We start from the raw sequence: 25,238 nt of genomic DNA, 5'->3' as shown, positions 1-25,238 counted from the left end.
GCGTGATGCCTCTCCCTCTCGATCACCTGGTGGAGCTGGAGCCGACCGTGGCGAGGCTTCTGGACCGCCACCTGGCGACCGCGACGGAGTGGTTCCCCCACGCCTACGTCCCCTGGAGCCGAGCCTCCGACTTCGACGGTCCGCTCGACGGAACCCCGTGGGAGGCCGACCAGTCCGGCCTCCCGGAGGTCGTGGCGGACGCGCTGACCGTCAACCTGCTCACCGAGGACAACCTGCCGAGCTACCACTTCGAGATCGCCACCCAGTTCGGCCGTGACGGCGCGTGGGGCTCCTGGGTGCACCGCTGGACGGCCGAGGAGGACCGCCACGCCCACGCGCTGCGAGGCTACCTGCACGCCCGCCGTGCCGTGGACCCCGTGGCCCTGGAACGCCAGCGCATGCGGCACGTGTCCACCGGCTATACCAGCGGCCACGCATCTCTGCTGCACGGCCTGGCCTACGTCACCGTCCAGGAACTGGCCACCCGCGAGGCTCACCGCAACACCGGAATGGCCTGCGCCGATCCGGTGGCCCGTCAGCTGACGGCACGGATCGCCGCCGACGAGAACCTCCACATGATCTTCTATCGCGACGTGTACACCGCCGCGTTGGAACTGGACCCCGACGGCGCGGTCTGCGCCCTCGCCGACGTCATCTGCTCCTTCGAGTGGCCGAGTACCACCATCGCCGGGTACCGACAGCGCGCCATGCGCATCGCCGCTTTCGGCATCTATGACCTCGACATCCACCGGCGCCACGTGCTGCAACCACTGCTGCGTGCCCTGGGAGTGACGACCCGCTCGGGTCTCGGCCCCGCTGGCGAGCACGCCCTCGACCGCATCGGCCGCCATCTCGACGACCTGCGGACCAGGGCCGAACGCTCCAGTCGGCTGTTCGACCGGATGAGGGCGGCAGCCCCCGCTGCCCTGATCCCTCGTGCGGACTCATCCACCTCGTACGACGAGAGAGGCGGCCCGTGAACACCCGGACCGGCCCACGCACCCGCACCGGTGCCACTGCTGCGGACATTCAGGCCCACTACGACATCGGCAAGGAGTTCTATGCCCTGTGGCTCGACCCCGGCCTGACGTACTCCTGCGCCCTGTGGGACGGCATCACGGGCCCGCCCGGGAACACGGACCTGCTGGCGAAGGCGCAGCACGCCAAGCTGCGGTACCACCTCGAGCAGGCGGGCGTCACGGCGGGCGGCCGGCTGCTGGACATCGGCTGCGGCTGGGGCAGCCTGCTGAGGACGGCCACCGAGGAGGTGGGTGTCCGGCAGGCCTTCGGCCTCACCCTCAGCGCCGACCAGTACGCCCACGTCCGCTCGCTCGGGCTGTCCGGAGCGGACGTCGAAGTCCAGGACTGGCGTGACCACGAGCCGGCAGAGCCGTACGACGGTATCGTCTCGATCGGCGCGTTCGAGCACTTCACCCATCAGGACATGTCCCGCGACGAGCGGATCGGGGCCTACCGCGCCTTCTTCGCGCGCTGCGCCGGATGGCTGCCGCCGCTCGGCCGGCTCAGCCTCCAGACCATCGCGCTCACCGACCACGCCGCACACGACACGTCGGTTCCCGACTTCTTCGCACGCGAAATCTTCCCCGGCTCAGGGCTGCCGTGTTTGTCGGAGATCGCCACCGCCTGCGAGCCGTACTTCACGATCAGCAGGCTGCGTGAGGACGGCGCGGACTACGCCCGCACCCTACGCGGCTGGTCCTCCCGGCTGTTCCGGGCCCGCAAGGAGGCGGAGCTGCTCGTCGGCGCCGACGCCTACCTGCGGTACCGCACCTATTTGCGGGCCAGTGAGATCGTCTTCATGCGCCAGGCCTCGACGCTCTACCGCATCACACTGCGGCGCCGGTCCGAACGGCGAGGTCCCGGAGGGTCGTCAGGAGGCCAGGCGTTCCCCCAGTGACAGGAGGAACTTCCGGCGGTGCGGATCGGTGTTCTCAAGAGACAGCAGGAGGTAGAGACTGACCTCGTCGTGGTGGGGATCGTAGGCGAACTCACTGCACACCCACGTGCCGGCGAGCAGGAATCCGCGGAGTTTGGGAGGTACCGGAAGTCCAGGGCGGCGGTCGCCGGCCGGGGGCTCCCAGTGGGTGCGAGGGCGTACGTGGTAGCGGTCGGGGGCGATGTGACCGCCGGCCACCACGTGGTCCCAGCAGGCCCCGGCCAGGGCGCCGCCATCGAACAGGGGGAAGGTCATGCGCCCTGAGAGCCAGGCATGGCGGCCGCGCGTCATGTACCGGATCGTTCCCGCCCACAGCATGGCGATCACAGGACCGGTGCGATGGTCCGGGTGAACGCACACCCGCGTGAGTTCCACGAGCGAGGGCCTCAGGGCGTGGTGCGGACCCAGGTCGAACAGGGCTGCTGAGCTCAGGTCGCCGGCCCGCGCCGCACCCTCGGGTGGCAGGAGGCGGTATGTGCCCACGATCTCGCCGGTATCGGCGCGGCGCGCGACGAGGTGGTCGCAGTACCGGTCGTATCCGTCCACCTCGCGGCCCTGTTCCGCGTGATAGGGGGACCTGAGTTCCTCGTTGAAGACCCGGTAGCGGAGTTTCTGGGCTTCGCGGATCGTATTTTCGTCACGAGCGACAGAGATGGTGTAGCGCTGTTCTCCCGCTTTTGTGGCGGCGGATGCGGTAGATGTGCTCATGGCGTTCCTTGCGGAGGATTCGAAAATGCGGAGGGTGCGTCGACGATATGACAGGCCCGTCCACCCTATCCCTGTGTGACTTTCCGGAGGTGTTCCCCCGTGCTCGCGGCGAAGTGGATTCCTGGAAATCCGTGGAGGGTCATCGCGCTGGTCGCAGTGCTGGGGCTGGCCCTGTTTCCTGTGGTGGTCGGCTGTTTCGCTCGTTTGACTCCGTCGGGGTTCACCGCCACCGGGACGGAGGCGGACCGGGCCGGTCAGGTGATTGAGCAGGAATTCGACGAGCCCTCCGCCGATCTGGTCTTTCTGGTGTCGGGCCACACGTCCATGGCGGGCGGTGAAGCGGCCGACGTGGGCCGCGCACTTGCCGATTCCGTGGCCGGGCAGCCGGGGGTGGCACGGGTGTGGAGCTACTGGGACACGGCGAGCCCCGCTTTGCTGTCCGCCGATGAGCGGGACGCGCTGATCGGTGTCGAGCTGAGTGGAAGGGGAGCCCAAGCCGTCGACATGGCGCAGCGAATCGTCCCGGATCTCGTCGGACGGCACGGGGACATCACCGTGGCCGCGGCCGGTCCCGTGTGGAGCAGTGCGGAAGCGGTCCGGCTGAGCCGGGAGGACCTACGCGCTGCGGAGCTCGCGGCCGCGCCTTTCGTGCTGCTCATCCTGATGCTGGCCCTGCGCTCCGTCGCCCTGGCCCTGTTGCCCATGGCGATCGGGGTCGTCTCCGTCGCAGCGACGCTGACCGTGCTGCACGCGCTGACATGGGTCATGCCCGTTTCCGTGTTCGCCGTGAATGTGACGGCGGCCCTGGGGTTCGGTCTTTCCGTGGACTACGGCCTGCTGATCACGATGCGCTGCCGTGAGGAAATGGCACGGGGGGAAGCGGTAGGGGAGGCGGTCGCCACCGCGGTGCGATTGGCCGGGCGCGCCGTGCTGTTCTCCGCCGCCACGGTCGTCGCCTGTCTGGCGGCACTGCTGGTCTTTCCGGTGCCGTTCCTGCGTTCACTGGCCGCCGGCGGCATCGCTGTGGTGGCGTTCGCCGCACTGACCGCGGTCCTCATCTTTCCCGTGCTGCTGCGATTCGCCTTGCCTCATGCGGCGCGGCTCGACCGGCGTCTGTCGGATCGGGTGCGCCGGATGCTGCGGCTCCCGAAGACGAAGGGTCCGGACACGCGGGATGGGGTCCCGGCCGTACCCGGATACAGCAGGGCGTGGGCCTGGGTGGGAAACGCTGCCACGCGGCGCCCCGTTCTGCTCGGTGCGTCGGCGGCAGTGCTCCTGCTGTTCTGTGCGATGCCTCTGAGCAGAGCCCAGTTCGGCATCGCCGACGAACGCGTCCTGCCCGAGTCCACGCAGGTACGACAGACCGGTGAGCGCGTGCACAGGGAGTTTCCGGACGCTTCCGGGGACAGGCTGTCCGTCGTGCTGAGTGTGGCCGATCCCCGGGCCGCGAGGGTGACCACAGAGGTGGACCACTACGCCCGGAAGGTGTCGACGCTCACCAACGTGGCCGGGGTGGACGCGGTCACCGGCTCCTATCGTGGCGGCAGCCGCATCACCCCGCCGCATCCAGCACATCAGCGGCTCGCTGGCGAGGGGGCGTTGCTCGTGAACGTCCGAATGCCCGCAGGTACGCAACCTCCGGCATCCGAGCGCCTGCTGGACAAGGTCCGTGCCGTCCCCGCCTTCGCGCCGCGGATGATCGGAGGAACCGCCGCCCGGGTGGCGGACACGAAGAGGGAGCTCACCAGCAGGGTTTCTATCGCTGCTCTGATGGCCGGGTCGAGCGCGCTGCTGGTGGTCATGTCCTTCACAGGGGGGCTGTTCGTCTCATGCAAGACGGTTGCCCTGGCCGTCCTCAGCCTGAGCGCCGGCGTCGGCTGCCTGGTTCCTCTCTTTCAGGATGGGCGCGTGGGAATGGGCGGCTACACGGTCACCGGGCAACTCGAAATCAGCATGCTTCTGTTGATGGTGTGCATCGCCCTCGGCCTGTCCGTGGACTACGAGGTGTTCCTGCTGGCGCGCATCAAGGAGCGGTACGCCTCAACGGGGGACAGCCGCTCCTCGATCGTCTACGGAATGGCCCGTACCGGACGTGTGATCAGCGCCTCCTCCTTGGTGGTCGTCGCGACGATGAGTGCACTGGCCATGTCCCGCGTCACCTCGCTCAGGCTGCTGGGGACCGGCCTGGCGCTGACCGTCCTTCTGGACGCCACGTTGGTCCGCGCGTTGCTGGTGCCGGCTGCCATGCAGCTGGCGGGACGGGCGAATTGGTGGATGCCGCAGTGGTCACGCCGCATCGACGCCGGATCGGAACCGGCAGTGATGCAATGAAGGTGTCCTGGGTGGTGCTTGGAGCGAGTCGAAGCGAAGGCGCCTGCCCCGGGCAAAAGCCCAGGTCAGACGCCTTTTCTCGTGCCTCTAGAAGAAGCCGAGCTTCTTTGGGGAGTACGAGACGAGGAGGTTCTTCGTCTGCTGGTAGTGCTCCAGCATCATCTTGTGCGTCTCGCGGCCGATCCCGGACTGCTTGTAGCCGCCGAACGCCGCGTGCGCGGGGTAGGCGTGGTAGCAGTTGGTCCACACCCGGCCCGCCTGGATGGCGCGGCCCGCCCGGTACGCGGTGTTGATGTCCCGGGTCCACACGCCCGCGCCCAGGCCGTACAGCGTGTCGTTGGCCGTCTTGATCGCGTCGTCGAAGCCGTCGAAGGAGGCCACCGAGACGACCGGGCCGAAGATCTCCTCCTGGAAGATCCGCATACGGTTGTCGCCCTCGAAGATGGTCGGCTGGACGTAGTAGCCGCCCTTCAACTCACCTTCGTGTTCGACGCGTTCACCGCCGATGAGGATCTTCGCGCCTTCCTGGCGGCCGATGTCCAGGTAGGAAAGGATCTTCTCCAGCTGGTCGTTGGAGGCCTGGGCGCCGATCATGGTGTCGGTGTCCAGCGGGTGGCCGGGCTTGATGAGCCGGGTGCGTTCGACCGCCGCTTCCATGAAATCCGCGTAGTGCCCGCGCTGGACCAGTGCCCGGGACGGGCAGGTGCAGACCTCGCCCTGGTTGAGGGCGAACATCGTGAAGCCTTCGAGTGCCTTGTCGCGGAAGTCGTCGTCGTGTGCCCACACGTCGTCGAAGAAGATGTTCGGCGACTTCCCGCCGAGTTCGAGGGTGACCGGCTTGATGTTCTCCGAGGCGTACTGCATGATCAGCCGCCCGGTGGTGGTCTCCCCGGTGAACGCGACCTTCGCCACGCGCGGGCTCGACGCCAGCGGCTTGCCCGCCTCCACCCCGAAGCCGTTGACGATGTTCACCACTCCCGGCGGCAGCAGGTCCGCGATCAGACTCATCCAGTAATGGATGGAGGCCGGGGTCTGCTCGGCCGGTTTGATGACGACCGCGTTCCCGGCGGCCAGGGCCGGGGCCAGCTTCCAAGTGGCCATCAGGATCGGGAAGTTCCAGGGGATGATCTGCGCGACCACCCCGAGCGGCTCGTGGAAGTGATACGCCACCGTGTCGTCGTCGATCTCCCCCAGGGACCCCTCCTGCGCCCGGATCGCCCCCGCGAAGTAGCGGAAGTGGTCGATCGCGAGCGGGATGTCGGCCGCCAGCGTCTCCCGCACCGGCTTGCCGTTCTCCCAGCTCTCCGCCACCGCCAGCGGCTCCAGGTTCGCCTCCATCCGCTCGGCGATCTTCAGCAGGATGTCCGCGCGCTCCGCCACCGACGTACGAGCCCACCCCGGCGCCGCCTCGTGGGCCGCGTCCAGCGCCCGCTCGACGTCCTCCGCGGTACCGCGCGCGATCTCCGTGAACGGCTGTCCGTTGACCGGCGACGGATTCTCGAAGTACTGCCCGCGCGCCGGCGGGACGTAGGTGCCGCCGATGAAGTGGTCATACCGCGCCTGGTAGGAGACGATCGCGCCCTCGGTGCCCGGCGCCGCGTAACGAGTCATCCTGGTCTGCCTTCCGGTGCAGCGCTGCCCGCCGTTGGGCAGCTCTCCGCGTGAGGCTAGGCACGAGGACGTTGCAAGTACGTTGCACCGCGGCTCCGCGCGACTGCCCGGCCGCCCGGTGCCGCGAGTTCCGCCTCCAGCGCGGCGAGCCGGGCGAGTATCGGGGCCGTCGGACGCACCGCCGCGAGTGCCCGCCACACCTCGGTGTCGTCCTCGCCCCAGGGCGCGTGCGCCCAGTCCGCCAACAGGTCCGGGTCGCCGTGCGCGATCAGCGCCGCGCGCAGGCCGCCGGCTAGCCGCTCCCGCAGCCGGACGACCGCCGGGGCCTGCGAGCCGGGCAGCAGGGGGCCGGCGTACGCCTCCACCGCCGCGGCGAGCGCACCGCTCTCCAGCCGCCGCTCGACCACGGTGGCGTCCGACTCCATCCCGGCCGACAGCCGGTACGGCCGCGAGGCGAGCACTCCTTGCCCCAACAGCCTGCGCAGCCGCGCCAGTTCGGCCCGGAGCGTCACCGGGGTCACCGACTCGTCCGCGTACAGCGCGCACAGCAGCTCGTCTCCGCTCAGGCCCTCGGGGTGCCGGGACAGCAGCACGAGGATCTCGCTGTGCCGCCGGCTGAGCCTGATCCGCCGTCCACCCGCGACGAGTTCGGCCTCGTCCCGCCCGAGCGCGCTCAGCAGGGGCGCCTCCTGGGGGCACGGTGGGGCGAGCAGGGCGAGCTGTGCCTCGGCGGCCCGAGCCACGGCCTGCACGAAACCCAGGCTGTGCGGATGGGCGAGCCCGTTCCCGCCGGTGATGTCCACGGCCCCCAGGACCCGTCCGGTGCGGGGATCGTGCACCGGAGCGGCGGCGCACGTCCACGGCTGCACCCGCCGTATGAAGTGCTCCGCGGCGAACACCTGCACAGGCCGGTCCACGGCGACGGCGGTGCCCGGCGCGTTGGTGCCGACCGCGCTCTCCGACCAGCGTGCCCCGGGCACGAAGTTCATCCTGTCCGCGCGGCGCCGGGTCGCCGCGTGCCCCTCCACCCACAGCAGCCTGCCGTGCGCGTCGCACACCGCCAGCAGATGCTCGCCATCAGCCGCGAACGTGCCCAGCAGCTCACGGAACAGGGGCATCACCCGGGTCAGCGGATGCTCCGCACGGTAGGCGCCGAGGTCATCGTCGGTCAGCTCCACCGGGGCGGTGCCGTCCGGCCCGACACCCGCCCGCGCGCTGCGCCGCCACGACTCCGCCACCACCGACCGCACCGGGCGCGGCACCGTACCCGCCCTGGTGAACGTCTCGTGCGCCCGGCGCAGCACCCGGACACGCTCGGTGGGGTCGGCCCCCGGTTCCAGGGCAACCCGCGGATCGCTCAACTCGGCCTCCCCGGACGGTGAATCGGTGGTGTTACGGCGTACTACGGTGGTGTTGAGGCGTACTGCGGAGGGTGGCACTGGACGCGGTGCCTGTCGTGCGGACGTGGGCGGAACAGTGCGCGGTGGTGCGCGCGGTGGTGCGCTCGGTACGACGGCTCGGCCAGTGCCGCCGCAGGGCTCGCTCGGTGGTCCGCGGCAGGGCTCGGTGGTGCCGCGGTGGCTCGGACCATCGTCACCCCGTGTGTTCGCGCGGACAACCGGTGCGACGGCGGTCGGTCCCCTCGCTAGGCGAAGTTGACCAGTCTGATGTAGCGCACCCAGTCCCAGCCGGGCCCCGGATCCGTGTGATCGGTGCCGGGTACCTGGTAGTGGCCGATGATGTGCTCTCTGTCCCGTGGGATGGCGTACTTGGCGCAGATGGCAGCGGTGAGCTTCGCCGACTGCTCGTAGAGGGCGTTGGTGAAGTAGCCGGGCTGATCCACCCACCCCTCGTGCTCGATGCCGATGCTGCGCGTGTTGTAGCTCCAGTTGCCCGCGTGCCAGGCGATGTCGGCTTCGTGTACGCACTGGGCGACGTGCCCGTCAGCCGAGCGGACCAGATAGTGGGCGGACACCTTCTTCTGCGGATCGCCGAAGATCGTCAAGGTGTTGGCGTACGTCTCCTGCGTGACGTGGATGATCACACGGTCGACGGTGTACTCACTGGGGCGGTCGGACGCCGTGTAGTTGGAGGTGCTCGCCGGCCGCCATTCGGCGGGCGGGTAGTCGCCGCTCGCGGCATACGCGCCGGCACGCGGGTCGGGGAGCAGGGCGTAGGGGACGACGGCGAGTGCCGCGCCCTTCAGCAGCCGGCGTCGGCTGAGCCGCGGTTCGGCTCGGTTCACTGCCATGGCGGAGGCCTTTCAGGAGGTCTGGGGGATGCCTTCGGGATGACCCGGGGCGGCTTCGGGAGCCCTTTCGGGAGCCGGGTGTACGGGAGTGGGGTGTACGGGGAGCCGGGTGTACGGGGAGTGGGGTGTACCGGGAGTGGGGTCTACCGGGAGTAGTGCGGTGTTCGGCGGAGTCGGGCGGAACCGGGAGCAGGAGGGGAATCGGGGGTGGGCGGAGTCGGAAGCCGGGAGCAGGAGGGGAATCGGCGGCCGGGCGGAAGGGGGAGTACGACGGAGTCGGATGGCCCGGACACGTCAGCGGCGCAGGGCCTCCGCTGTCTCGCGCAGCCGCGCGTGCACGCCGCGATACGTCTCCCGCACGGGCAGCCACTCCTTGCGGAGCTTGGCCACGCACGTGTAGTTGGTGTCGCAGACGTTGGCCAACGGCGATTCGACTGCCTGGGTCGCGAATTGGTACGCGTCGAGCTCACTGAACCCGTAGTCGCGCACAAGCCACTGCACCAGGTCGAGCTGCGATATCCGGAACGCGTCCTCCAGCGGACGGGCGGAGCCGGTCGAGATGATGTGCGTGTCCGACTCCAGCCGGGGCCACGGGGTGGCGACGTCCTTGAGGAGCTCCACGACCACCATCGTGTTCATCGCGCACTCCACGGCCACGCCGCAGGTCTCGCCCTCGCCCTGCCGGGCATGCCCGTCGCCGAGGCTGAGCAGGGCACCCTCGACATTGACGCCCAGATAGCAGGTGACGCCGGCCCGCATCTCGGGGGTGTCCATGTTCCCGCCGTGGGCGTCCGGCACCAGCGCCGAGCGCACCTCCAGATTGGCGGGCGCCACACCCACCGTGCCGTGCATGGGGTCCAGGGGCAGCTCCGCCCGGATGTCGCTGTCCCGCGCCTGGAACAGAGCGGTCCTCCGGGTCCGGTCCAGCTGCCAGATCCAGACCCGCTCCGGCAGGGGTGGCTGCAGCGTGGCCGTGGTGTGGGTGGAGGTGAGCGCGCCGAAGAGGGGGACCGACGTGGACGCCGCCCAGTCGCGGGCCGGTTCGACCGACACGAAGTGCACGGCCACGGTGTCGCCGGGCTCGGCGCCCTCGATGTGGAAGGGACCGGTCTGCGGATTGAGATAGGGGAACTCGCAGACCTCGGACACGAGGTCCTTCTCGGAGCGGACCCGGCCGGCGAAGCAGTCCTCGGTATACAGGTCGAGCACCGTACCGGGTGCGATCCGCGCCAGGGGCGCCGCGCCGCCGAACGTCCAGGCGTACTGGTCGGGTTCGGGTCGCACGGTGAGGATCCGGGGGTCGGCCATGATGGCATGGCTCCCTTCTGAAGGGCGGTTGTCGGGCCGGTGCACGAGGCGGGGGGCGTTCCCGGGCCGCCATATGACCGGTGGTCAGCGCGGTACGGCCCGGTCCTGCCGGTCCGCACCGGGGTCGTGGATGTCGAGGTGCACGCGCGCGGTCTCGGCTATGCGCTCGGGGTGGCGGCGCAGGAGCAGGAGCAGCACCAGGACGCCGACCGCCAGCCATGCGCCCACGACCGGACCGGCGTAGGACACCGGTGGGGTCAACTCCGTCACGAAGTCGAACACCGGGAGGCCGGCGGCCGTCAGCAGGGCGGGAACGAACGCGGCGCTGCCCAGCACCGGGAACAGCAGGTGCCGTACCGGCTTGAGGGCGGCGCGGCCGGACCGCAGGAAATGGCCGGCGCAGGAGAGGTTCACGACGATGTAGACACCGACCACGACCGTGACGATCACCGTGGCGAGCAGCACGTACGCGGTCACGGGGCCGTACGCGAAGCCGAGCCCGAGCACCGCCCCGATCGCCACGACGGTCTGCACGACGATGCCCGCGACGGGGGAGCGGCGCCGGGGATGGAGCGTGGCGAGCAGGCCGGGCAGGACCCGGATACGGGCCAGAGCGTAGGCCGTGCGGGTCGAGACGTTCGCGCACGCGTTGGCGTTGGCGATCGTGGAGTTCACCACCGCGAGGAACACCAGCAGCCAGAACAGGCCGAACGAGGCCCGTGCCACGCCCTCCCAGGACGCCTCGCCCGTCGCGCCGAACTTCGTGAAGCGGTCGGGGCCGAAGTAGACGGTCATCGCGTACGTCGTGAGCACGTAGAACAGCCCGATGCCCAGGGCCGCTCCGAGGACGGCGCGGTGCATCGTCCGCCGGGGATCGCGCGTCTCCTCGGCGAGCGGCGCCGCGGCCTCGAACCCCGCGAACGCCAGCACCGTGTACACGGAGCCGGCGAACACCCCGGCGGCGCCGCCATATCCGTCGGCGGTGTGGGAGGTACCGAACACCGACAGGGTGTTGGCGCTGCCGGCCTTGCCGATGAGCAGGACCGCGAACACCAGAAGGACGAGGATCTCGAAGACGCCGAGGGCCGTACCGAAGCGGGCCGAGGCGCGGACGCCGAGATAGCCGGCGACGGCGATCACCACGGCCCCGGCGAGCGCCCACGGCCACCACAGGTCCGCCGGATATCCGGACCACTCGGCGTGCAGTGTGCCCGCCACCGTGAAGCCCAGTTGCAGCAGCAACAGCGGGGGCACCAGCATCTCCACGAAGACGTAGGCCCAGCCGACGAGGAAGCCGACCGCCGGGTGCAGGCCACGCGCCGCGTAAGTCGCCACCGAGCCGGCCGCCGGCAGTTCCCGGGCCAGCTCGGCCACGCACGAGGCGGTGAGCAGGCAGGCCACCAGGGCGATCAGTACGGCCAGCGGAAGGCTGCCGCCCGCGAAGGCCGCGCCGGAGGGGATCGACGCGGCCACCGCGGCGGCCGGTGCCATCGCCGTGATGCTCTGGAAGAGCACCTCACGTAATCCGATGGCATCGCGCCGCAAGGCTCCGATCGGCTCCTGATGCATGTGTCCCCCTGATACGTGTCAGTCCGCTGCCACCTGCCGCAAGCACGCATTCCCTTGTCGCGAGCGTCCGTACGATCATGACGGCCAATCAGGTGAGGTGCAGAGCAACGTCCATGACGGCCTGTCGGCGACCTTCTCGCGTGAATCACGGTACGGCGCGGGCCGGTTGGGCAGAAGGGCAAGCCGCGGTTCCGTGGACAAGTCGTGGCTTGTGGATAACTCGCTCACCCGACCGGGGGATATCCGGGCCGTGCCCGGGCACCGGCGGCCCGCGGGGCGCCGGCGCTCGCGGACGGCGTCAGAACCGTTCCGCCACCACCGCGGGGTCGTCCAGCACGGCCCGGACGACCGAGTGCGCGGCGCCCAGCAACGGTCCCTGCGGACCCAGCCGGGAGACCGTCACCGGGCAGGCCGCGCCCGACGTTCGGCCCGTCAGCTCCGCCTCCAGCGCGGGCAGCAGCCAGGGTGCGAGGCCGGCCAGGGCCCCGCCCAGCACCACCGTCTCGGGATCGAGCAGGTTCACCGCGCCGGTCAGGGCGATGCCCAGCGCCGTGCCCGCCTCCCGCAAAGCGGCTCGCACCTCCTCGTCGCCCGCCTCGGCGCGTTCCGCGAGCAGGACCGCCAGATCCTCCCGCGGCTCCAGCCCGGCAGCGCGCAGCACCGCCTCCTCGCCCGCGTACTGCTCCAGGCACCCCCGGCCGCCGCACGGGCACGGAGGGCCGTCCGGCCGCACGGGCACATGACCCAGCTCGCCGGCGAATCCCCGGGTTCCGCGCAGCAGCCGGCCGTCCACGACGACCGCGGCACCGATGCCGATCTCGGCCGAGACGTGCAGGAAGTCACCGGGGGCACCGGAGCCGAGCCACAGCTCGGCCAAGGCGCCGAAGTTGGCCTCGTTGTCCACGGTCAGCGGCCCGCTGTCGGGCAGCAGGGGGCCGAGGTCGGTGTCGTGCCAGTCGAGATTCGGGGCCCGTACGACCGTCCGTCCGTCCCTGGCCACCAGTCCGGGCACGGCGACCGCGAGACCGGCCGGCCACAGCTGCGCCCGCTCCGCCTCCCCGACGACGCGTCGGATCAGCACCGTGAGTTCCTCGATCACGGCCTCGGGTGCCCGGCCCCGGTTGGCGCCGTGCCGTACGGCACGCGCGCGGACCTCGCCGCGCAGATCGACCGCGCACACCGCGAGGTGGTCGACGCCGATCTCCGCCCCGAGACCGGCCGGACCCCGGCCGCTCACCGCGAGCGCCGACCCGGGACGGCCCACCCGGCCGGGCCGCTCGGGCCCCAGCTCCTCCAGGAGCCCCCAGCGGATCAGCTCGTCCACGAGCGTCGACACCGCCGCCCTGGTCAGGCCGATCCGCGAGGCGACCGCCGCCCGGGACAGCGAGCCCTCGGCGCTGACGGCGTGCATCACCCGGGCGAGGTTGCGCCGTCGCATGCCCTGCTGGGTGTCCGGCAGGGCGGGCCCGGCGCCCGGCGTGCGTGCCTCGTGCCGCGATGCGGTCATGCCTCCGTCAATCCTCGGTGTCCGCCGCCCGGCCGTGCGCGGGCGGCTTGCTCACTGGGTCCGTGCCCCTCGCTCCAGCAGCGGGGCCGCGTCGGAGAGTACCCCGGTGATCCGGTCCAGCGCCGCGCCGTCCCGCTCGACGGCGTCCAGCACCGGGCCCGCAGCCGTGTTCCAGCGGCGGGCCACCGCCGCCGGATCCTCGCCGGTCAGCAGGCCGGCCGCCTGCGCCGCCGCACCCAGCGCCACCAGTTCCCCGGCCTGCGGGACCTGGACGGGCCGCCCGGAGAGCCGTCGTACGGTCTGCTGCCAGGCCGTCCCCCGGGCGCCGCCGCCGATCAGGAGAAGGGGGGTGGTGCGGTCCGCGTCCGCGTCGAGGACCAGATCGAGGGCACCGAGCAGGACGTGCACCGCGCCGTCGTAGGCCGCCTGCAACAGCTGGCCCGCTGTCGTGTCGTGGCGCAGCCCGGTCAGCAGTCCGGAGGCGTGCGGCAGATTCGGGGTGCGCTCACCGTCGAGATACGGCAGCAGGGTCACGGAGCCGCCGGCTTCCACAGCCTCGCGGTCCAGGCCCAGCAGTGCCGCGACGCGATCCACCGCAAGGGTGCAGTTCAGCGTGCAGGCCAGCGGCAGCCAGTCCCCATGGGCGTCGGCGAAGCCCGCGACCGTGCCGGTCGGATCGGTGGGACGGTGCCTGGAGACGGCGTAGACCGTGCCGGACGTGCCGAGGCTCAGCACCGGGGCGCCGGGCCGCAGGCCCAGGCCGAGCGCCGCCGCCGCGTTGTCGCCGGTGCCGGGGGCCACCAGGGTGCCCTTGGAGAACGGCAGGTCATGGCTGTCGCGCACGGTGCCGGCCACCTCGCCGGGGCGCACCACGCGGGGCAGCAGCGCCCGGTCGAGACCGATGTGCGCGAGGATCTCCTCGTCGTACGACTCCGTCGCCGACGCCCACCAGCCGGTGCCCGAGGCGTCGCCGCGGTCGGTCGTGCCCTGCCCGGTCAGCCGCTCGGTCAGGTAGTCGTGCGGGAGCCGGACCGCTCGGGTCGCGCGCGCCGCCTCCGGCTCGTGCTCGGCGAGCCACGCCCACTTGGTGACCGTGAAGGACGCGCCGGGCACGCTGCCGACGCGCTCCGCCCAGGCCTTCGGTCCGCCCAGCTCCGCCACGAGCCGGCCGGCCTGAGGGGCCGAGCGGACATCGTTCCACAGCAGCGCCGGACGGACCGGCTCGCCGCGCGCGTCCAGGGTGACCAGGCCGTGCTGCTGGCCGCCGATCGAGACCGCCGCCACCTCGTGCGCCGCCTCGCCGCACTGGCGCAGCGCGGCGCACAGCGCGTCCCACCACTGGCGCGGATCACTCTCCCGGCCCACCCCGGTCGTCACGGTGTGCGGCGCCTGGCCGCTCGCCACGACCTGCCCGGTCGCCGCGTCCACGACCAGCGCCTTCGTGGACTGGGTGGACGTGTCCACCCCGACGACGAGCGGACCCTCGGCTGCTGACATCGGGCTCTCCCTCTTCCCGCTGCTTCGCGGGACGTGCGGTGGGCTGTCGAGGACACCTTGCTGTCGAAGACATCTTGTCTCTTCCCAGCGATGCGCCCGCATACTAATTTGTAAACGGCCATGACGAATAGTCGTACGCAGCAAGGAGCCGCGGCATGAGCTACCAGCCCACCCCCGAGGACAGGTTCACCTTCGGCCTGTGGACCGTCGGCTGGCAGGGGAGGGACCCGTTCGGCGACGCCACCCGCCGCGCCCTCGACCCGGTCGAGACGGTGCGGCGCCTGGCCGAGCTCGGCGCCTACGGAGTGACCTTCCACGACGACGACCTGATCCCCTTCGGTGCGTCGGACACCGAGCGCGAGTCGCACATCAAGCGGTTCCGCCAGGCCCTGGACGCCACCGGCATGGCCGTCCCGATGGCCACCACGAACCTGTTCACGCACCCCGTCTTCAAGGACGGCGCGTTCACCGCGAACGACCGTGACGTGCGCCGGTACGCGCTGCGCAAGACCATCCGCAACATCGACCTGGCGGCCGAGCTGGGCGCGAAGACGTACGTCGCGTGGGGCGGCCGCGAGGGCGCCGAGTCCGGCGCGGCCAAGGACGTACGCGTCGCCCTGGACCGGATGAAGGAAGCCTTCGACCTGCTGGGCGAGTACGTCACCGCTCAGGGCTACGACCTTCGCTTCGCGATCGAGCCCAAGCCGAACGAGCCCCGCGGCGACATCCTGCTGCCCACCGTCGGGCACGCGCTGGCCTTCATCGAGCGCCTGGAGCGGCCCGAGCTGTACGGCGTGAATCCGGAGGTCGGACACGAGCAGATGGCCGGCCTGAACTTCCCGCACGGCATCGCGCAGGCCCTGTGGGCGGGCAAGCTCTTCCACATCGACCTCAACGGCCAGTCCGGCATCAAGTACGACCAGGACCTGCGCTTCGGCGCGGGCGACCTGCGGTCCGCGTTCTGGCTCGTCGACCTCCTGGAGAGCGCCGGTTACGCGGGCCCCCGCCACTTCGACTTCAAGCCGCCGCGGACCGAGGACCTCGACGGCGTGTGGGCGTCGGCCGCGGGCTGTATGCGCAACTACCTCATCCTGAAGGAGCGTTCGGCCGCCTTCCGGGCCGACCCTGAGGTGCGGGAGGCGCTGCGTGCGTCGCGGCTGGACCAGCTGGCCCGGCCGACGGCGGCCGATGGCCTGGAGGCCCTGCTCGCCGACCGCACGGCCTTCGAGGACTTCGACGTGACGGCGGTCGCCGCGCGCGGCATGGCGTTCGAACGGCTCGACCAGCTGGCGATGGACCATCTGCTGGGTGCGCGGGGCTGACCGCACGCGCGCGTGCGGGCGATACGTCGGCGTGGGCGGATCCGGTCGCGGCCGATGCTGACCCCCACGCGCGCGAGCATGCGACCGTCCCCACCGGGGGACAGGCCGCTCGGCGTCGGCTGTCGCGTTCGCGCCGTCCGGGTCGTCGCACAGAGCAGCTGTCGGCATCCGGTACGCCTCCACGGCGGCACCGGGGCCAGGTGCTCCAGCGCCAAGGGTTCGCCCCCCTCGGATCTGTCGCCGACTTGCCGGCCGGTGGCGGAGGTACGTCGGGTGTCGGGGGGAGCGGTGTCGAGGGGGGAGCCCGGGCGACTCCGGTGCGCGGTGGCGCGGACATGCGGCTCCGCCAGGAAGGCGTCCTTCCCCTGGCCGCGCACCAACCCCCGGCACCGCGAGGCGACTTGGGTCGCTTCACGATCTGTTCGATTGCCGTTGAGCAAGCCGCGTGAACAGGTGGCAATCGCGCGCGGGGCGCGGACAATGTGCGCTACCGCTGTCGAGCACTGTGGTCGAGCGAGGGGGGAGACATGACGGACGCACCACGGCCGGAGGTCCCAGACATCCGAGGGATTCCGGAAGCCCGGGAGCGAGCGGGGTCGCCGCGGTTACCCGGAAGAGATCTCGTGCCGTCGGCCCTGCGTGAGGAGCACGCGGCCATGGAGCGGCGCCACGCCGAACGGTCCCGGGAGGACTCCGCCGGGGCCGCCCCGCAGATCCATCGGCCCGGCGGATTCGAGGTGGACGCCTCGATCCCGAGCCGGCAGCAGTGCTGGGACATGCTGGAGCCGAGCGTGCGGGAGAAGCTGGTGCACAAGGCCGGCGGCGTCTGGGAGTGGTGGGCGCGGCTGGACCACGAGGGCCGCCCCATGGCGTTCGTGCTCGGCCCTCGCGGCCTGTGCCAGGTCGGCTCCGCGGTCCGCGACGGTCGGCCGGTCTTCCAGGGCGAGCGCTTGAAGCTGGAACCCGGATCGGTGCACAGGCAGTCGTTCTCTACGGCCTCTGCGGAGCCGAAGCCCTCGGCGGGTGTCGGCGCCTCGGGCCGGTCGCCGGCCGACGGCCCGCCCCGGTCGCCGTCCGGCACCGTACGCCCACTGGACCTGGAGCCCGCCGCCGTCGGGGTTCTCGGGAACTTCCCCGCGCAGGTGCAGGAGTTCCTCCAGCGTCCTTTCCTGCCGGCCGATCACGGACTCGTCGCGGACTGGTACTACGAAGAGACCGTCGCACTCACCCATCGCAAGGTCTTCGTCGTGTTCTGCCTGTCCGCGGAGCGCCATGTGACGCTTGCGGCGGGGACCCGCACCCTGCCGCGGGGAAGACCAGCACACCAGGCGCGCTGGGATGTCGAGGGCTACCAGGCGGTTGTCCGGCGAGCCTGATTCGGCGAGAGTGGAGTTGCACCACGGCTTCCACATGCCGTCGGGCCGCGCCGGGAGACCCACTAGGGGCGCGCATCAGGGATGTCTCAGGGTCGGGGCGCGGAACCGCGGTGGGCGGCCGGCCGTTTCTCAGATCAGAGAGCGGCGGTGGCCGCGAAGGAGGCGACGTTCATGTCCAAGAACGCGAAGATCGCCGCAGGTGGCGTGGCGGTCGGGCTGATCCTGCTGATATGGCTGCCCTGGTGGGTGGCGTTCCTGATCGTGGTGGGAGTTCCGGCGGCCGCGTACCTGGCCTTGGACCCCTCCCAGCGGCGCAGGCTGCGCAGGGTCGGCCGCAAGGAGATCGGCCGCTGAGGCACGGACCCACAGTACGGATCGACGGCACGGATCGACGGCACGGAGACGCTCACTGAGGCGTGCGTGCGGCCCCGACGGACCGGACGGTCCGACTGGGCCGCCAGCGGCCGCGTCGGCACAGCGGGCGCGGCTCCCGGAGCAGGCCGGCAGGTGTCGCCCTGCCGCCCCGGCTCAGAGGGGCCGTACGGCCATCTTGTCGAGCGCCTCCAGCAGCCCCGGCAGCTCGGGGCCCCGGCCCACCGGCAGCACCTCACCGGGTTCGTCGTCGAGCAGGACGAACGCGATGTCGTCGGTGCGGGCCACCATGGACCAGCCGGGCCCGTCGGCACGCAGCGTACGGGCCTCGCCCGGGGCGAACGACGAGCGCACCCTGCCGAGTGGCGGCGGGGCGTCGACATAGGCACGCGCCTCCGCGAGCACGCGTCGGACACCGGCGTGACCGCCGGCCGACGGCCCCCCCGAGCCCTCCGGGGCCGGCTGTGCGCCTTCCGGTCCCGGCGGCGCGGCCTCCGCCCGCTCAGCGGGCGCGGGGAAGCCGGCGTCATCGATCTGCTCCCGCCAGGCGGCCCACTGCAGCGCTATCTCGTCGGCACCCAGCCGACGCTGAGCCGGCCCCCAGGTGTCCGTGTCCGGTGGGCTCAGCGCCGCCCGGCCCGCCACCTCGGCGGAGGGATCGTGCGGTGCGGGCACGCCGGGTGCCGCGACGGCGACGGCCAGGGGCCAGCCCGGCAGCGCGGTCACGACCGCGCGCTCGTCCGGCGACAACTCGTACTCCATGCCGCAGTCCCAGGACGCGATCGCCACGGCGACCAGCGAGACATCGTCGATGACGACCGTCCAGCGAGCGCCCTCCCCGTCCTGCCCCAGCACCAGGCCGTACCCGTCGGCGAGCGGCGCGAGATCCAGCGCCGCGCACGCCGCCGGATAGTCGTCGCCGAGCACGCTCGGAAACTGCGCCGGCGTCAGCAGCACCGCCGTCAGCACGTACAGCGCATCGTCCGCGGCGGCGACGGCTCCCTCGTCCGTCCCGGCCATCCCTGCCTCCCCAGTGGTTCCTCCAACGGCGCGCACCCTAGTGCGAGCGGAAGCCGCTTGTCACGACTCCGCGCACCACGCGGAGCTGCAGGTTTCCGCCTGGACAGGGGCGAAACGGCCACACCTGGAGAAGGATGTTCCGCCCAAGTCTCAGGCACGCCCGAGGAGGACGCGGACCACCGCATGGACGGCCGCCGCTTCGAACAAACTGTGTGCACGGCACACCAGGGCACCTTCTCCGACGGTGCGTAAGCGGGGCTCCGGAGCGGGCGCCAGGCGGGCCTCCGACGCCACGCTCGGCCTGATGGCGTCCGTGCGTCCGGGTGTCCGCGCCCGCCGGCCCCGCTGTGGTCCGGTGCGGCATCTGCTTCAGCGGGCCGCCCCGTCGAGTGACGCCAGGGTGTCGTGCAGCCAGGTCAGCTCGGCCCGGCTCGTGGCACGCGCGATCGTGAGGACACCCCGCCGGAACGGATCGTCCAGTTCCTCGGCGCGCAGCGGCCGGTCGCCGTCATAGAAGAAGCTCGCCGGCTCCTCCAGGAAGGCGAGCCGGCGCCTCAGTACGGCCGCCTGCGCGGCGGGGTCCGCCAGGTGCCGCAGGAATGCCAGCAGTGCGAACCAGTGATTCTCGTCGGTGATCTCACGCTGGGCGGGCTCGGCGAGTCTGCGCCTCAGTTCACGCCTGCCCTCCTCGGTCAGCGTCAGCACATGGCGCGGCGCGGCCACGGCGCCGGGCTCGGTGGCCCGCACCAGAAGGCCGGCCTTCTCCAGCCGCTTGATCGCCGGGTACAGCGTGCTCTCGGCGACGGGGCGCACATGGCCGGTGAGTGCCGCGATGTGACGGCGCAGGACGTATCCGTGCAGCGGTGCGTCGTACAGGAATCCGAGGATGGAGAGTTCGAGCATGACCGCATTCTCGCGCAGGGGTACCTCGGGCCATCAATACTGCCTTGACGGTATACATCGGTGCCGATGTATTGTCCGGGTGGCGGAGAACAGTGCGAAGGGGGACACGCGGTGCAGCAGGCGACGTTCGACAGCAGGGGGAGCCACATCCGGTGGACCGAGGTGCCCGGAGCGGAGCCCGCCCGGGTGTACCTGCACGGACTCGGATCGATGTCCGCCATCTACCATGCGCACATCGCGGCCCGGCCCGAACTCGCGGGGCGGCGCAGCCTTTTCGTGGACTTCCCCGGACACGGCACGAGTGACCGGCCACGGGACTTCGGCTACACGCTGGAGGAGCACGCCGACGCGGTGGCGGCGGCGCTGGACGCCGCCCGGGTCACCGGTGCCGAACTGATCGCGCACAGCATGGGCGGTGCCGTGGGCGTGGTCCTCGCCCACCGGCGGCCCGATCTCGTCACCCGGCTGGTTCTGACGGAGGCCAACCTGGACGCCTCTCCGCCGCCGACCGCGGGCAGCAGCGGGATCGCCGCCTACGAAGAGGACGAGTTCGTCGAGAAGGGGCACGCGCGTGTGCTGGACGCGGTCGGCCCCTTGTGGGCGGCCACCATGCGGTTGGCCGACCCGCGCGCCCTGCACCGCAGCGCCGTCGGCCTGCGCCGCGGCTCGGAACCGGTGATGCGTACGCTCCTCGAAGGGCTGACCGTCGACCGCGTGTTCCTCCAAGGCGAGTACAGCGGTGAACTCGCCGGCCGGGTCCGGTTGGAAGCCGCCGGGGTGCGCGTGGTGACGGTGCCTGGTGCCGGGCACAACGTCATGTTCGACAACCCCGACGCCTTCGCGGCGGCCGTCGCCGGAACGGCGTGAACCCGCCCCGCCGTCAGTGCTCGCGCACCGCGAGTGCGAGGAACCGGGCGTTCTCGTCGACGTACGACGTCATGCGCCAGCCCGAACGGGCCAGCAGCGGACCGAGATTGGCCTCGGCCCGCAGGTCGTCCGGGGTGATCCGCCGGCCCTGACGTGCCGCCAGGGCCGCTCGGCCGATGGGGTGGAACAGTGCGAGCGTGCCGCCGGGCCGTACTCCACGGGCCAGTTCGCGCAGGTTGTCCGTCGGGCGCGGCAGATGGGCGATCAGGCCTGCCGCGAACACGGCGTCCAGGCAGCCTGTGCGCAGGGGCAGCGCGGAGACGTCCGCGAGCATCAGCCGCCCGTCGCGATCCCTGCCCGCCCGTGCGGCGGCCTGGAGCATCGCCGGAGTCAGATCGGCGCCCAGCACCACGCCGGAGGGGCCCACGGCGGCCCGCAGCGGCGGCAGGGCCCGCCCCGTGCCGCAGCCCGCGTCCAGTACGCGATCCCCCTGGCGCAGCCCGAGGTCGGCCACGACGGCCGCGTAGGCCGGGCCGTCGTCGGGGAAGCGGCTGTCCCAGCCGGCGGCCCGTGCGGTGAAGAACTCCTGGACATGCGTGTGGTCTTCGCTCATGTCGTGCATGATTCCTCACCGTCACGAGGGATGCCTCTGTGCGCATGTTCGAGCCGGACGCGGTCGTTCCCTCGCAACTGTGCGCCATATTCCGGCACCTTTCGAAATGCGCCCCCGTTGTGCGCCCCTGCCCCCGCTAGCGTCCCGGGGCCATGGGACACCTGGACCACGCCGCCTTCGGCTGGCTGACCCCCGTGCTGTCGTACCTGATGGCCTGCACAGGCGCCGCGCTCGGACTGCGCTGCACCGTCCGTGCGCTCGCCGCCACCGGCCGCTCGCGCCGCAACTGGCTCGTCACCGCGGCCTCCGCGATCGGCACGGGCATCTGGACCATGCACTTCGTGGCCATGCTCGGCTTCCGCGTCCGCGGCACCGACATCCGCTACGACGTGCCGCTGACCATCCTCAGCCTCCTCGTCGCCATGCTCGTCGTCTGCGCCGGCGTCTTCGCCGTCGGCTACGGCCGCGACCGCAACCGAGCGCTCCTCCTCGGCGGCCTGACCACCGGCGTCGGCGTCGCGAGCATGCACTACCTGGGCATGGCGGCGGTCCGGCTGCACGGTGACGTCACGTACGACCCCGTACTCGTCGGGCTGTCGGTAGTGATCGCCGTGATCGCGGCGACTGCAGCCCTGTGGGCCGCACTCAACATCAGGTCGCCCCGCGCCGTCACCGTCGCCTCCCTCGTCATGGGAGCGGCCGTCAGCAGCATGCACTACACCGGGATGTTCGCGGTGCGCGTACGTGTGGACCCCTCCGGCGACCCGCTGCCCGGGGCCACGGCGATGCAGTTCATCTTCCCCCTCGCCGTCGGCCTCGGGTCCTACCTGTTCATCACCTCGGCCTTCGTCGCCCTCTCGCCCACGCCCGACGAGCGCGAGGCGTCCGCCTCCGCCCAGCGGTTCGCCGAGAGCCCCGCCCGTTAGCCGGACCCGGCCCGAACGCACCGACCACGTCCCGAACGAGGAGGCCATGCGCCCGCCCCGTACACCCGAGAAAGCCGCCCCGGTGCGCCGCTCGCGCGGACGCCGCGCACACGCCGGGCCGCCCGCCGACGAGGCCGCCGGCCGGCCGCTCGGCACACCGTCGCCCCCGGCACGCACGCGGGGAGGACGCCGGCACCTGCGACCCCGGACCGTGCGCGCCAAGGTGGTCAGCCTGCTGATGGTGCCCGTCGTCTCCCTGCTCGCCCTGTGGGGATACGCCACCGTCAGCACCGCCCAGGACGTCGCCCGGCTGCGCCAGTCCCAATGGGTCGACGCCGAACTGCGTGCCCCCGTGGCCGCGGCCGTCACCGCGCTCCAGGCCGAGCGCACCGCGGCCGTCCGCTACGCCACCACCCCGGGCGCCGGTGACAGCGGCGAGCTCAAGGACCTGGCGGACCGCACCGACCGGGCCGTGGCCAGGCTGCGGCTCGGCCGTGGCGGCACGGTCGCGGACAGCCAGGAACTGCCCGCCGGTGTCTCCCGGCGCCTCTCCGCCTTCGTCACCGGCGCCGGGCGGCTCGGCCCGCTGCGGGCAGCGGTACTGGGCCACAAGGCGAGCTGGGACGGAACGTACGCGCAGTACACCAAGACCATCGGCGCGGCCTTCGCCGTGGACGGCGCCCTCACCGGCATCCAGCAGGCCGAGATCGCCTCCGGCGCACGCGTGCTGCTCGAATTCTCCCGCGCCGCCGAGGCACTGGCCCAGGAGGACGCCGTGCTGGGCAGCGCCCGCACCGCCGGCACCCTGCGGGGCGAGCGACTGCGGCTCTTCAGCGCCGCGGTCGCCACCCGCCGTACCTTCACCGAGACCGCCGTCGCGGACCTGCCCGCCGCTCAGCGGGCCGCCTGGCGGGACCTGGCGGACAGCGGCTCCTACAGCGCCCTGGGCGGCGCCGAGGACGGACTGCTCGCCGCCGGGCCGGGCGCCGAGCCCGCGGACATCGCACCTCAAGCATCCTGGAACGACGCCCACGCGCGCGTGCACGACGGTATGCGGACCATCGCCGCGGCCACCGGCCGTGCCGTCGCCGGCCGCGCCGACCCGGTCGCCCGCGGCCTGCTCAGCCCCGCAGGCGCCGCCGTGCTCCTCGGGCTCGCCGCCGTCGCCGCCTCCCTCGTCATCTCCGTCCGCATCGGCCGGGCGCTGGTGATCGAACTCGTCAGCCTGCGCAACGACGCACTGGAGATCGCCCGCCGCAAGCTGCCCGACGCGATGCGGAGGCTGCGCGCGGGCGAGGAGATCGACATCCCGGCCGAAGCGCCAGGTGGACCGCCCGCCGAGGACGAGGCCGGTCAGGTCGCGGAAGCCCTGACGACCGTGCACCGCTCCGCGCTCAGCGCCGCCGTGGAGCGCGCCGAACTCGCCAGCGGCATCTCGGGAGTCTTCGTCAACCTGGCCCGCCGCAGCCAGGTCCTGGTCCACCGCCAGCTCAGCCTCCTGGACAGCATGGAACGCCGCTCCGACGACCCCGACGAGCTGGGCGACCTGTTCCGGCTGGACCACCTCACCACCCGCATGCGACGCCATGCCGAGAGCCTGATCATCCTCTCCGGCGCCGCGCCCGGCCGGGCCTGGCGCATGCCGGTGTCCCTGACCAGCGTCGTACGCGCCGCCGTGTCCGAAGTCGAGGACTACGCGCGCGTGGAGGTCCGCCAGTTCCCCGAGGCCCAGATCATCGGAGCGGCGGTCGCCGACCTCACCCACCTGCTCGCCGAACTCGTGGAGAACGCGGCCCAGTTCTCGCCGCCCCACACGCGCGTGCGGGTCACCGGCGAGCCCGTCGGCAACGGCTACGCCCTGGAGGTCGAGGACCGGGGCCTCGGCATGGGTGCCGACACCCTCGCCGACGCCAACCGGCGCATCGAACAGTCAGAGTCGCTCGATCTCTTCGACAGCGACCGCCTCGGCCTCTTCGTGGTCAGCAGGCTCGCCTCCCGGCACGCGATCAAGGTGCACCTGCGGGCCTCCCCGTACGGGGGCACCACCGCCGTCGTCCTTCTGCCGACCGCCCTGCTGCACAGCGGCTCGGCGGAACGTTCCTCCCCGAGCGAAGGACACGTACGCGCCGACGAGGAACACGCCTACGCGCGCGTGCCCGGCGCGACGGCAGTCCCCGAGGAGGCCGCCGTCGCCGTGCGGCCCGACCGCCCCGCCCTGGCGGCCACCGCGTCCGCCGAGCACGGCACCGCGCAGCTTCCCGGCCCCCAGGCGGCCCGGCCGGCCCCCGGCGCCGAACGCAACGCGCCGCCACCCGAGCACCAGGACACCGGACCGGCACACGGCCCGCACGGAACCCCCCATGAGCCCCCGCCCCCTGGAGTCACCGCCTTGAGGCTGCACCGCCCACCGGACGGCTCCGAACCGTCCGACAACCTCCCGCGCCGGGTGCGCCAGGCCAGCCTCGCCCCGCAACTGCGTCACCAGCACAACCAAGATCCGGCCGCCCCGCGCGGCGACGACCGGCGCACCCCCGAACTCGTACGGGACCGCATGGCGGCCTACCGCGACGGCTGGGTGCGCGGCGGCGGCAGACACCCCGGCCGCGGCGCCGCCCCGGAACCCGAAACGGGCAGTCACAGCAGCGAAGGAGACCCGGCATGATCCAGGATTCGAACCAGAGAGCCGGCCGGCGATCCGGCGAACTCGACTGGCTGCTCGACGACCTGGTGGTGCGCGTGAGAGAAGTACGCCATGCCGTCGTGCTGTCCAACGACGGCCTCGCGGTCGGCGCGTCCACCGCCCTCGCGCGCGCGGACGCCGAGCATCTCGCCGCCGTGGCCTCCGGCTTCAACAGCCTCGCCAAGGGCGCCGGACGGCACTTCGGGGCGGGCGGAGTGCGCCAGACGATGGTCGAGATGGACGACGCGTTCCTCTTCGTGGCCGCCGCCGGTGACGGCTCCTGTCTCGCCCTGCTCACCGCTGTCACCGCCGACATCGGGCTGGTCGCCTACGAGATGGCCCGCCTGGTCAAACGGGTCGGTGAGCATCTCTACACGCCGCCCCGCTCAGCGGCGCAGCCGCCCGTCACCGGATGAGCCG

21 protein-coding genes are annotated in these 25,238 nt (G+C 71.9%); 10 read left to right on the top strand and 11 right to left on the bottom strand.

What is annotated here, in order from left to right:
• Window positions 1-5 precede the first annotated feature (5 nt).
• Both ACF073_RS29840 and ACF073_RS29835 read left to right on the top strand, forming a co-directional pair.
• Window positions 6-980 carry an acyl-ACP desaturase gene (locus tag ACF073_RS29840; protein ID WP_392074504.1) on the top strand — a complete coding sequence of 325 codons (975 nt, stop codon included), beginning with the start codon at window positions 6-8 and terminating at the stop codon, window positions 978-980.
• Window positions 977-1,918: a class I SAM-dependent methyltransferase gene (locus ACF073_RS29835; protein ID WP_392074503.1), complete on the top strand. Its 942-nt coding sequence runs from the start codon at window positions 977-979 to the stop codon at window positions 1,916-1,918. Before ACF073_RS29840 ends, ACF073_RS29835 begins: the two co-directional genes overlap by 4 nt.
• Here ACF073_RS29835 and ACF073_RS29830 read toward each other — a convergent pair.
• Window positions 1,892-2,665: a GNAT family N-acetyltransferase gene (locus tag ACF073_RS29830; protein WP_392074502.1), complete on the bottom strand. Its 774-nt coding sequence runs from the start codon at window positions 2,663-2,665 to the stop codon at window positions 1,892-1,894. The genes ACF073_RS29835 and ACF073_RS29830 overlap by 27 nt on opposite strands.
• Before the next feature lie 99 nt (window positions 2,666-2,764).
• Between ACF073_RS29830 and ACF073_RS29825 the strand changes: the two genes are divergently transcribed.
• Entirely contained in the window at window positions 2,765-4,996 is a 2,232-nt protein-coding gene (locus tag ACF073_RS29825; RefSeq protein WP_392074501.1) for an MMPL family transporter, read from the top strand.
• 87 nt (window positions 4,997-5,083) lie between these two features.
• Here ACF073_RS29825 and ACF073_RS29820 read toward each other — a convergent pair whose 3' ends face one another.
• From ACF073_RS29820 to xylB, 7 genes are all read right to left on the bottom strand, one after another.
• On the bottom strand, window positions 5,084-6,607 hold the full coding sequence (locus ACF073_RS29820; protein WP_392074500.1) for an aldehyde dehydrogenase family protein: 1,524 nt from the start codon (window positions 6,605-6,607) through the stop codon (window positions 5,084-5,086).
• Window positions 6,608-6,663: 56 nt separating this feature from the next.
• Window positions 6,664-7,968 carry a GAF domain-containing protein gene (locus ACF073_RS29815; protein ID WP_392074499.1) on the bottom strand — a complete coding sequence of 435 codons (1,305 nt, stop codon included), beginning with the start codon at window positions 7,966-7,968 and terminating at the stop codon, window positions 6,664-6,666.
• A 284-nt stretch (window positions 7,969-8,252) separates the two neighbouring features.
• Window positions 8,253-8,858, bottom strand: a complete 606-nt coding sequence (locus ACF073_RS29810; protein WP_392074498.1) for an N-acetylmuramoyl-L-alanine amidase — start codon at window positions 8,856-8,858, stop codon at window positions 8,253-8,255.
• A 294-nt stretch (window positions 8,859-9,152) separates the two neighbouring features.
• Entirely contained in the window at window positions 9,153-10,166 is a 1,014-nt protein-coding gene (locus ACF073_RS29805) for an acetamidase/formamidase family protein (protein ID WP_392074497.1), read from the bottom strand.
• 84 nt (window positions 10,167-10,250) lie between these two features.
• Window positions 10,251-11,735, bottom strand: a complete 1,485-nt coding sequence (locus tag ACF073_RS29800) for an APC family permease (RefSeq protein WP_392074496.1) — start codon at window positions 11,733-11,735, stop codon at window positions 10,251-10,253.
• Window positions 11,736-12,033: 298 nt separating this feature from the next.
• On the bottom strand, window positions 12,034-13,242 hold the full coding sequence (locus ACF073_RS29795) for an ROK family protein (protein ID WP_392074495.1): 1,209 nt from the start codon (window positions 13,240-13,242) through the stop codon (window positions 12,034-12,036).
• Window positions 13,243-13,293: 51 nt separating this feature from the next.
• Window positions 13,294-14,739, bottom strand: coding sequence for a xylulokinase (gene xylB / locus ACF073_RS29790; RefSeq protein ID WP_392074494.1), 1,446 nt, complete (start codon window positions 14,737-14,739; stop codon window positions 13,294-13,296).
• Between the two features lie 155 nt (window positions 14,740-14,894).
• Here xylB and xylA point away from each other — a divergent pair, with 155 nt between their 5' ends.
• The 3 genes from xylA (at window position 14,895) to ACF073_RS29775 (ending at window position 17,791) form a co-directional block, all read left to right on the top strand.
• Window positions 14,895-16,061 (top strand): xylose isomerase, encoded by a 1,167-nt coding sequence (gene xylA, locus ACF073_RS29785; RefSeq protein WP_392074493.1) that lies wholly within the window; start codon window positions 14,895-14,897, stop codon window positions 16,059-16,061.
• Between the two features lie 623 nt (window positions 16,062-16,684).
• Entirely contained in the window at window positions 16,685-17,437 is a 753-nt protein-coding gene (locus ACF073_RS29780) for a hypothetical protein (protein ID WP_392074492.1), read from the top strand.
• A gap of 171 nt (window positions 17,438-17,608) precedes the next feature.
• Window positions 17,609-17,791: a hypothetical protein gene (locus tag ACF073_RS29775; RefSeq protein WP_392074491.1), complete on the top strand. Its 183-nt coding sequence runs from the start codon at window positions 17,609-17,611 to the stop codon at window positions 17,789-17,791.
• A gap of 174 nt (window positions 17,792-17,965) precedes the next feature.
• On the opposite strand, the gene ACF073_RS29770 is transcribed toward ACF073_RS29775, so the two are convergent.
• Complete coding sequence (locus tag ACF073_RS29770; RefSeq protein ID WP_392074490.1) at window positions 17,966-18,829, bottom strand: hypothetical protein; 864 nt, start codon at window positions 18,827-18,829, stop codon at window positions 17,966-17,968.
• 369 nt (window positions 18,830-19,198) lie between these two features.
• On the bottom strand, window positions 19,199-19,732 hold the full coding sequence (locus ACF073_RS29765; protein ID WP_392074489.1) for a PadR family transcriptional regulator: 534 nt from the start codon (window positions 19,730-19,732) through the stop codon (window positions 19,199-19,201).
• Between the two features lie 111 nt (window positions 19,733-19,843).
• Here ACF073_RS29765 and ACF073_RS29760 point away from each other — a divergent pair, with 111 nt between their 5' ends.
• Window positions 19,844-20,599 (top strand): alpha/beta fold hydrolase, encoded by a 756-nt coding sequence (locus tag ACF073_RS29760; protein ID WP_392074488.1) that lies wholly within the window; start codon window positions 19,844-19,846, stop codon window positions 20,597-20,599.
• A 13-nt stretch (window positions 20,600-20,612) separates the two neighbouring features.
• On the opposite strand, the gene ACF073_RS29755 is transcribed toward ACF073_RS29760, so the two are convergent.
• Entirely contained in the window at window positions 20,613-21,212 is a 600-nt protein-coding gene (locus ACF073_RS29755; RefSeq protein ID WP_392074487.1) for a class I SAM-dependent methyltransferase, read from the bottom strand.
• Between the two features lie 152 nt (window positions 21,213-21,364).
• Here ACF073_RS29755 and ACF073_RS29750 point away from each other — a divergent pair, with 152 nt between their 5' ends.
• From ACF073_RS29750 to ACF073_RS29740, 3 genes are read left to right on the top strand one after another with little or no spacing between them, the layout of a single operon-like run.
• Window positions 21,365-22,138, top strand: a complete 774-nt coding sequence (locus tag ACF073_RS29750; RefSeq protein ID WP_392074486.1) for an MHYT domain-containing protein — start codon at window positions 21,365-21,367, stop codon at window positions 22,136-22,138.
• Window positions 22,139-22,184: 46 nt separating this feature from the next.
• Window positions 22,185-24,800, top strand: coding sequence for a nitrate- and nitrite sensing domain-containing protein (locus tag ACF073_RS29745; RefSeq protein ID WP_392074485.1), 2,616 nt, complete (start codon window positions 22,185-22,187; stop codon window positions 24,798-24,800).
• Entirely contained in the window at window positions 24,797-25,234 is a 438-nt protein-coding gene (locus ACF073_RS29740) for a roadblock/LC7 domain-containing protein (RefSeq protein WP_392074484.1), read from the top strand. Before ACF073_RS29745 ends, ACF073_RS29740 begins: the two co-directional genes overlap by 4 nt.
• Window positions 25,235-25,238 lie beyond the last annotated feature (4 nt).

Origin of the sequence: Streptomyces sp. NPDC015171 (assembly GCF_043079545.1) — a bacterium.
Classification (GTDB): Bacteria; Actinomycetota; Actinomycetes; order Streptomycetales; family Streptomycetaceae; genus Streptomyces.
The sequence above is the reverse complement of the archived record's forward strand: the minus strand, read 5'-3'. Positions and strand labels throughout refer to the sequence as shown.

Excerpts from the sequence above, each read along its gene's own strand:
- ACF073_RS29810 (WP_392074498.1), bottom strand. The coding sequence starts at position 8,858 with ATGGCAGTGAACCGAGCCGAACCGCGGCTCAGCCGACGCCGGCTGCTG.
- ACF073_RS29805 (WP_392074497.1), bottom strand. The coding sequence starts at position 10,166 with ATGGCCGACCCCCGGATCCTCACCGTGCGACCCGAACCCGACCAGTAC.
- ACF073_RS29800 (WP_392074496.1), bottom strand. The coding sequence starts at position 11,735 with ATGCATCAGGAGCCGATCGGAGCCTTGCGGCGCGATGCCATCGGATTA.
- ACF073_RS29820 (WP_392074500.1), bottom strand. The coding sequence starts at position 6,607 with ATGACTCGTTACGCGGCGCCGGGCACCGAGGGCGCGATCGTCTCCTAC.
- ACF073_RS29750 (WP_392074486.1), top strand. The coding sequence starts at position 21,365 with ATGGGACACCTGGACCACGCCGCCTTCGGCTGGCTGACCCCCGTGCTG.
- ACF073_RS29770 (WP_392074490.1), bottom strand. The coding sequence starts at position 18,829 with ATGGCCGGGACGGACGAGGGAGCCGTCGCCGCCGCGGACGATGCGCTG.
- xylB (WP_392074494.1), bottom strand. The coding sequence starts at position 14,739 with ATGTCAGCAGCCGAGGGTCCGCTCGTCGTCGGGGTGGACACGTCCACC.
- ACF073_RS29840 (WP_392074504.1), top strand. The coding sequence starts at position 6 with ATGCCTCTCCCTCTCGATCACCTGGTGGAGCTGGAGCCGACCGTGGCG.
- ACF073_RS29765 (WP_392074489.1), bottom strand. The coding sequence starts at position 19,732 with ATGCTCGAACTCTCCATCCTCGGATTCCTGTACGACGCACCGCTGCAC.
- ACF073_RS29795 (WP_392074495.1), bottom strand. The coding sequence starts at position 13,242 with ATGACCGCATCGCGGCACGAGGCACGCACGCCGGGCGCCGGGCCCGCC.
- ACF073_RS29830 (WP_392074502.1), bottom strand. The coding sequence starts at position 2,665 with ATGAGCACATCTACCGCATCCGCCGCCACAAAAGCGGGAGAACAGCGC.
- ACF073_RS29775 (WP_392074491.1), top strand. The coding sequence starts at position 17,609 with ATGTCCAAGAACGCGAAGATCGCCGCAGGTGGCGTGGCGGTCGGGCTG.
- ACF073_RS29740 (WP_392074484.1), top strand. The coding sequence starts at position 24,797 with ATGATCCAGGATTCGAACCAGAGAGCCGGCCGGCGATCCGGCGAACTC.
- xylA (WP_392074493.1), top strand. The coding sequence starts at position 14,895 with ATGAGCTACCAGCCCACCCCCGAGGACAGGTTCACCTTCGGCCTGTGG.
- ACF073_RS29745 (WP_392074485.1), top strand. The coding sequence starts at position 22,185 with ATGCGCCCGCCCCGTACACCCGAGAAAGCCGCCCCGGTGCGCCGCTCG.
- ACF073_RS29755 (WP_392074487.1), bottom strand. The coding sequence starts at position 21,212 with ATGAGCGAAGACCACACGCATGTCCAGGAGTTCTTCACCGCACGGGCC.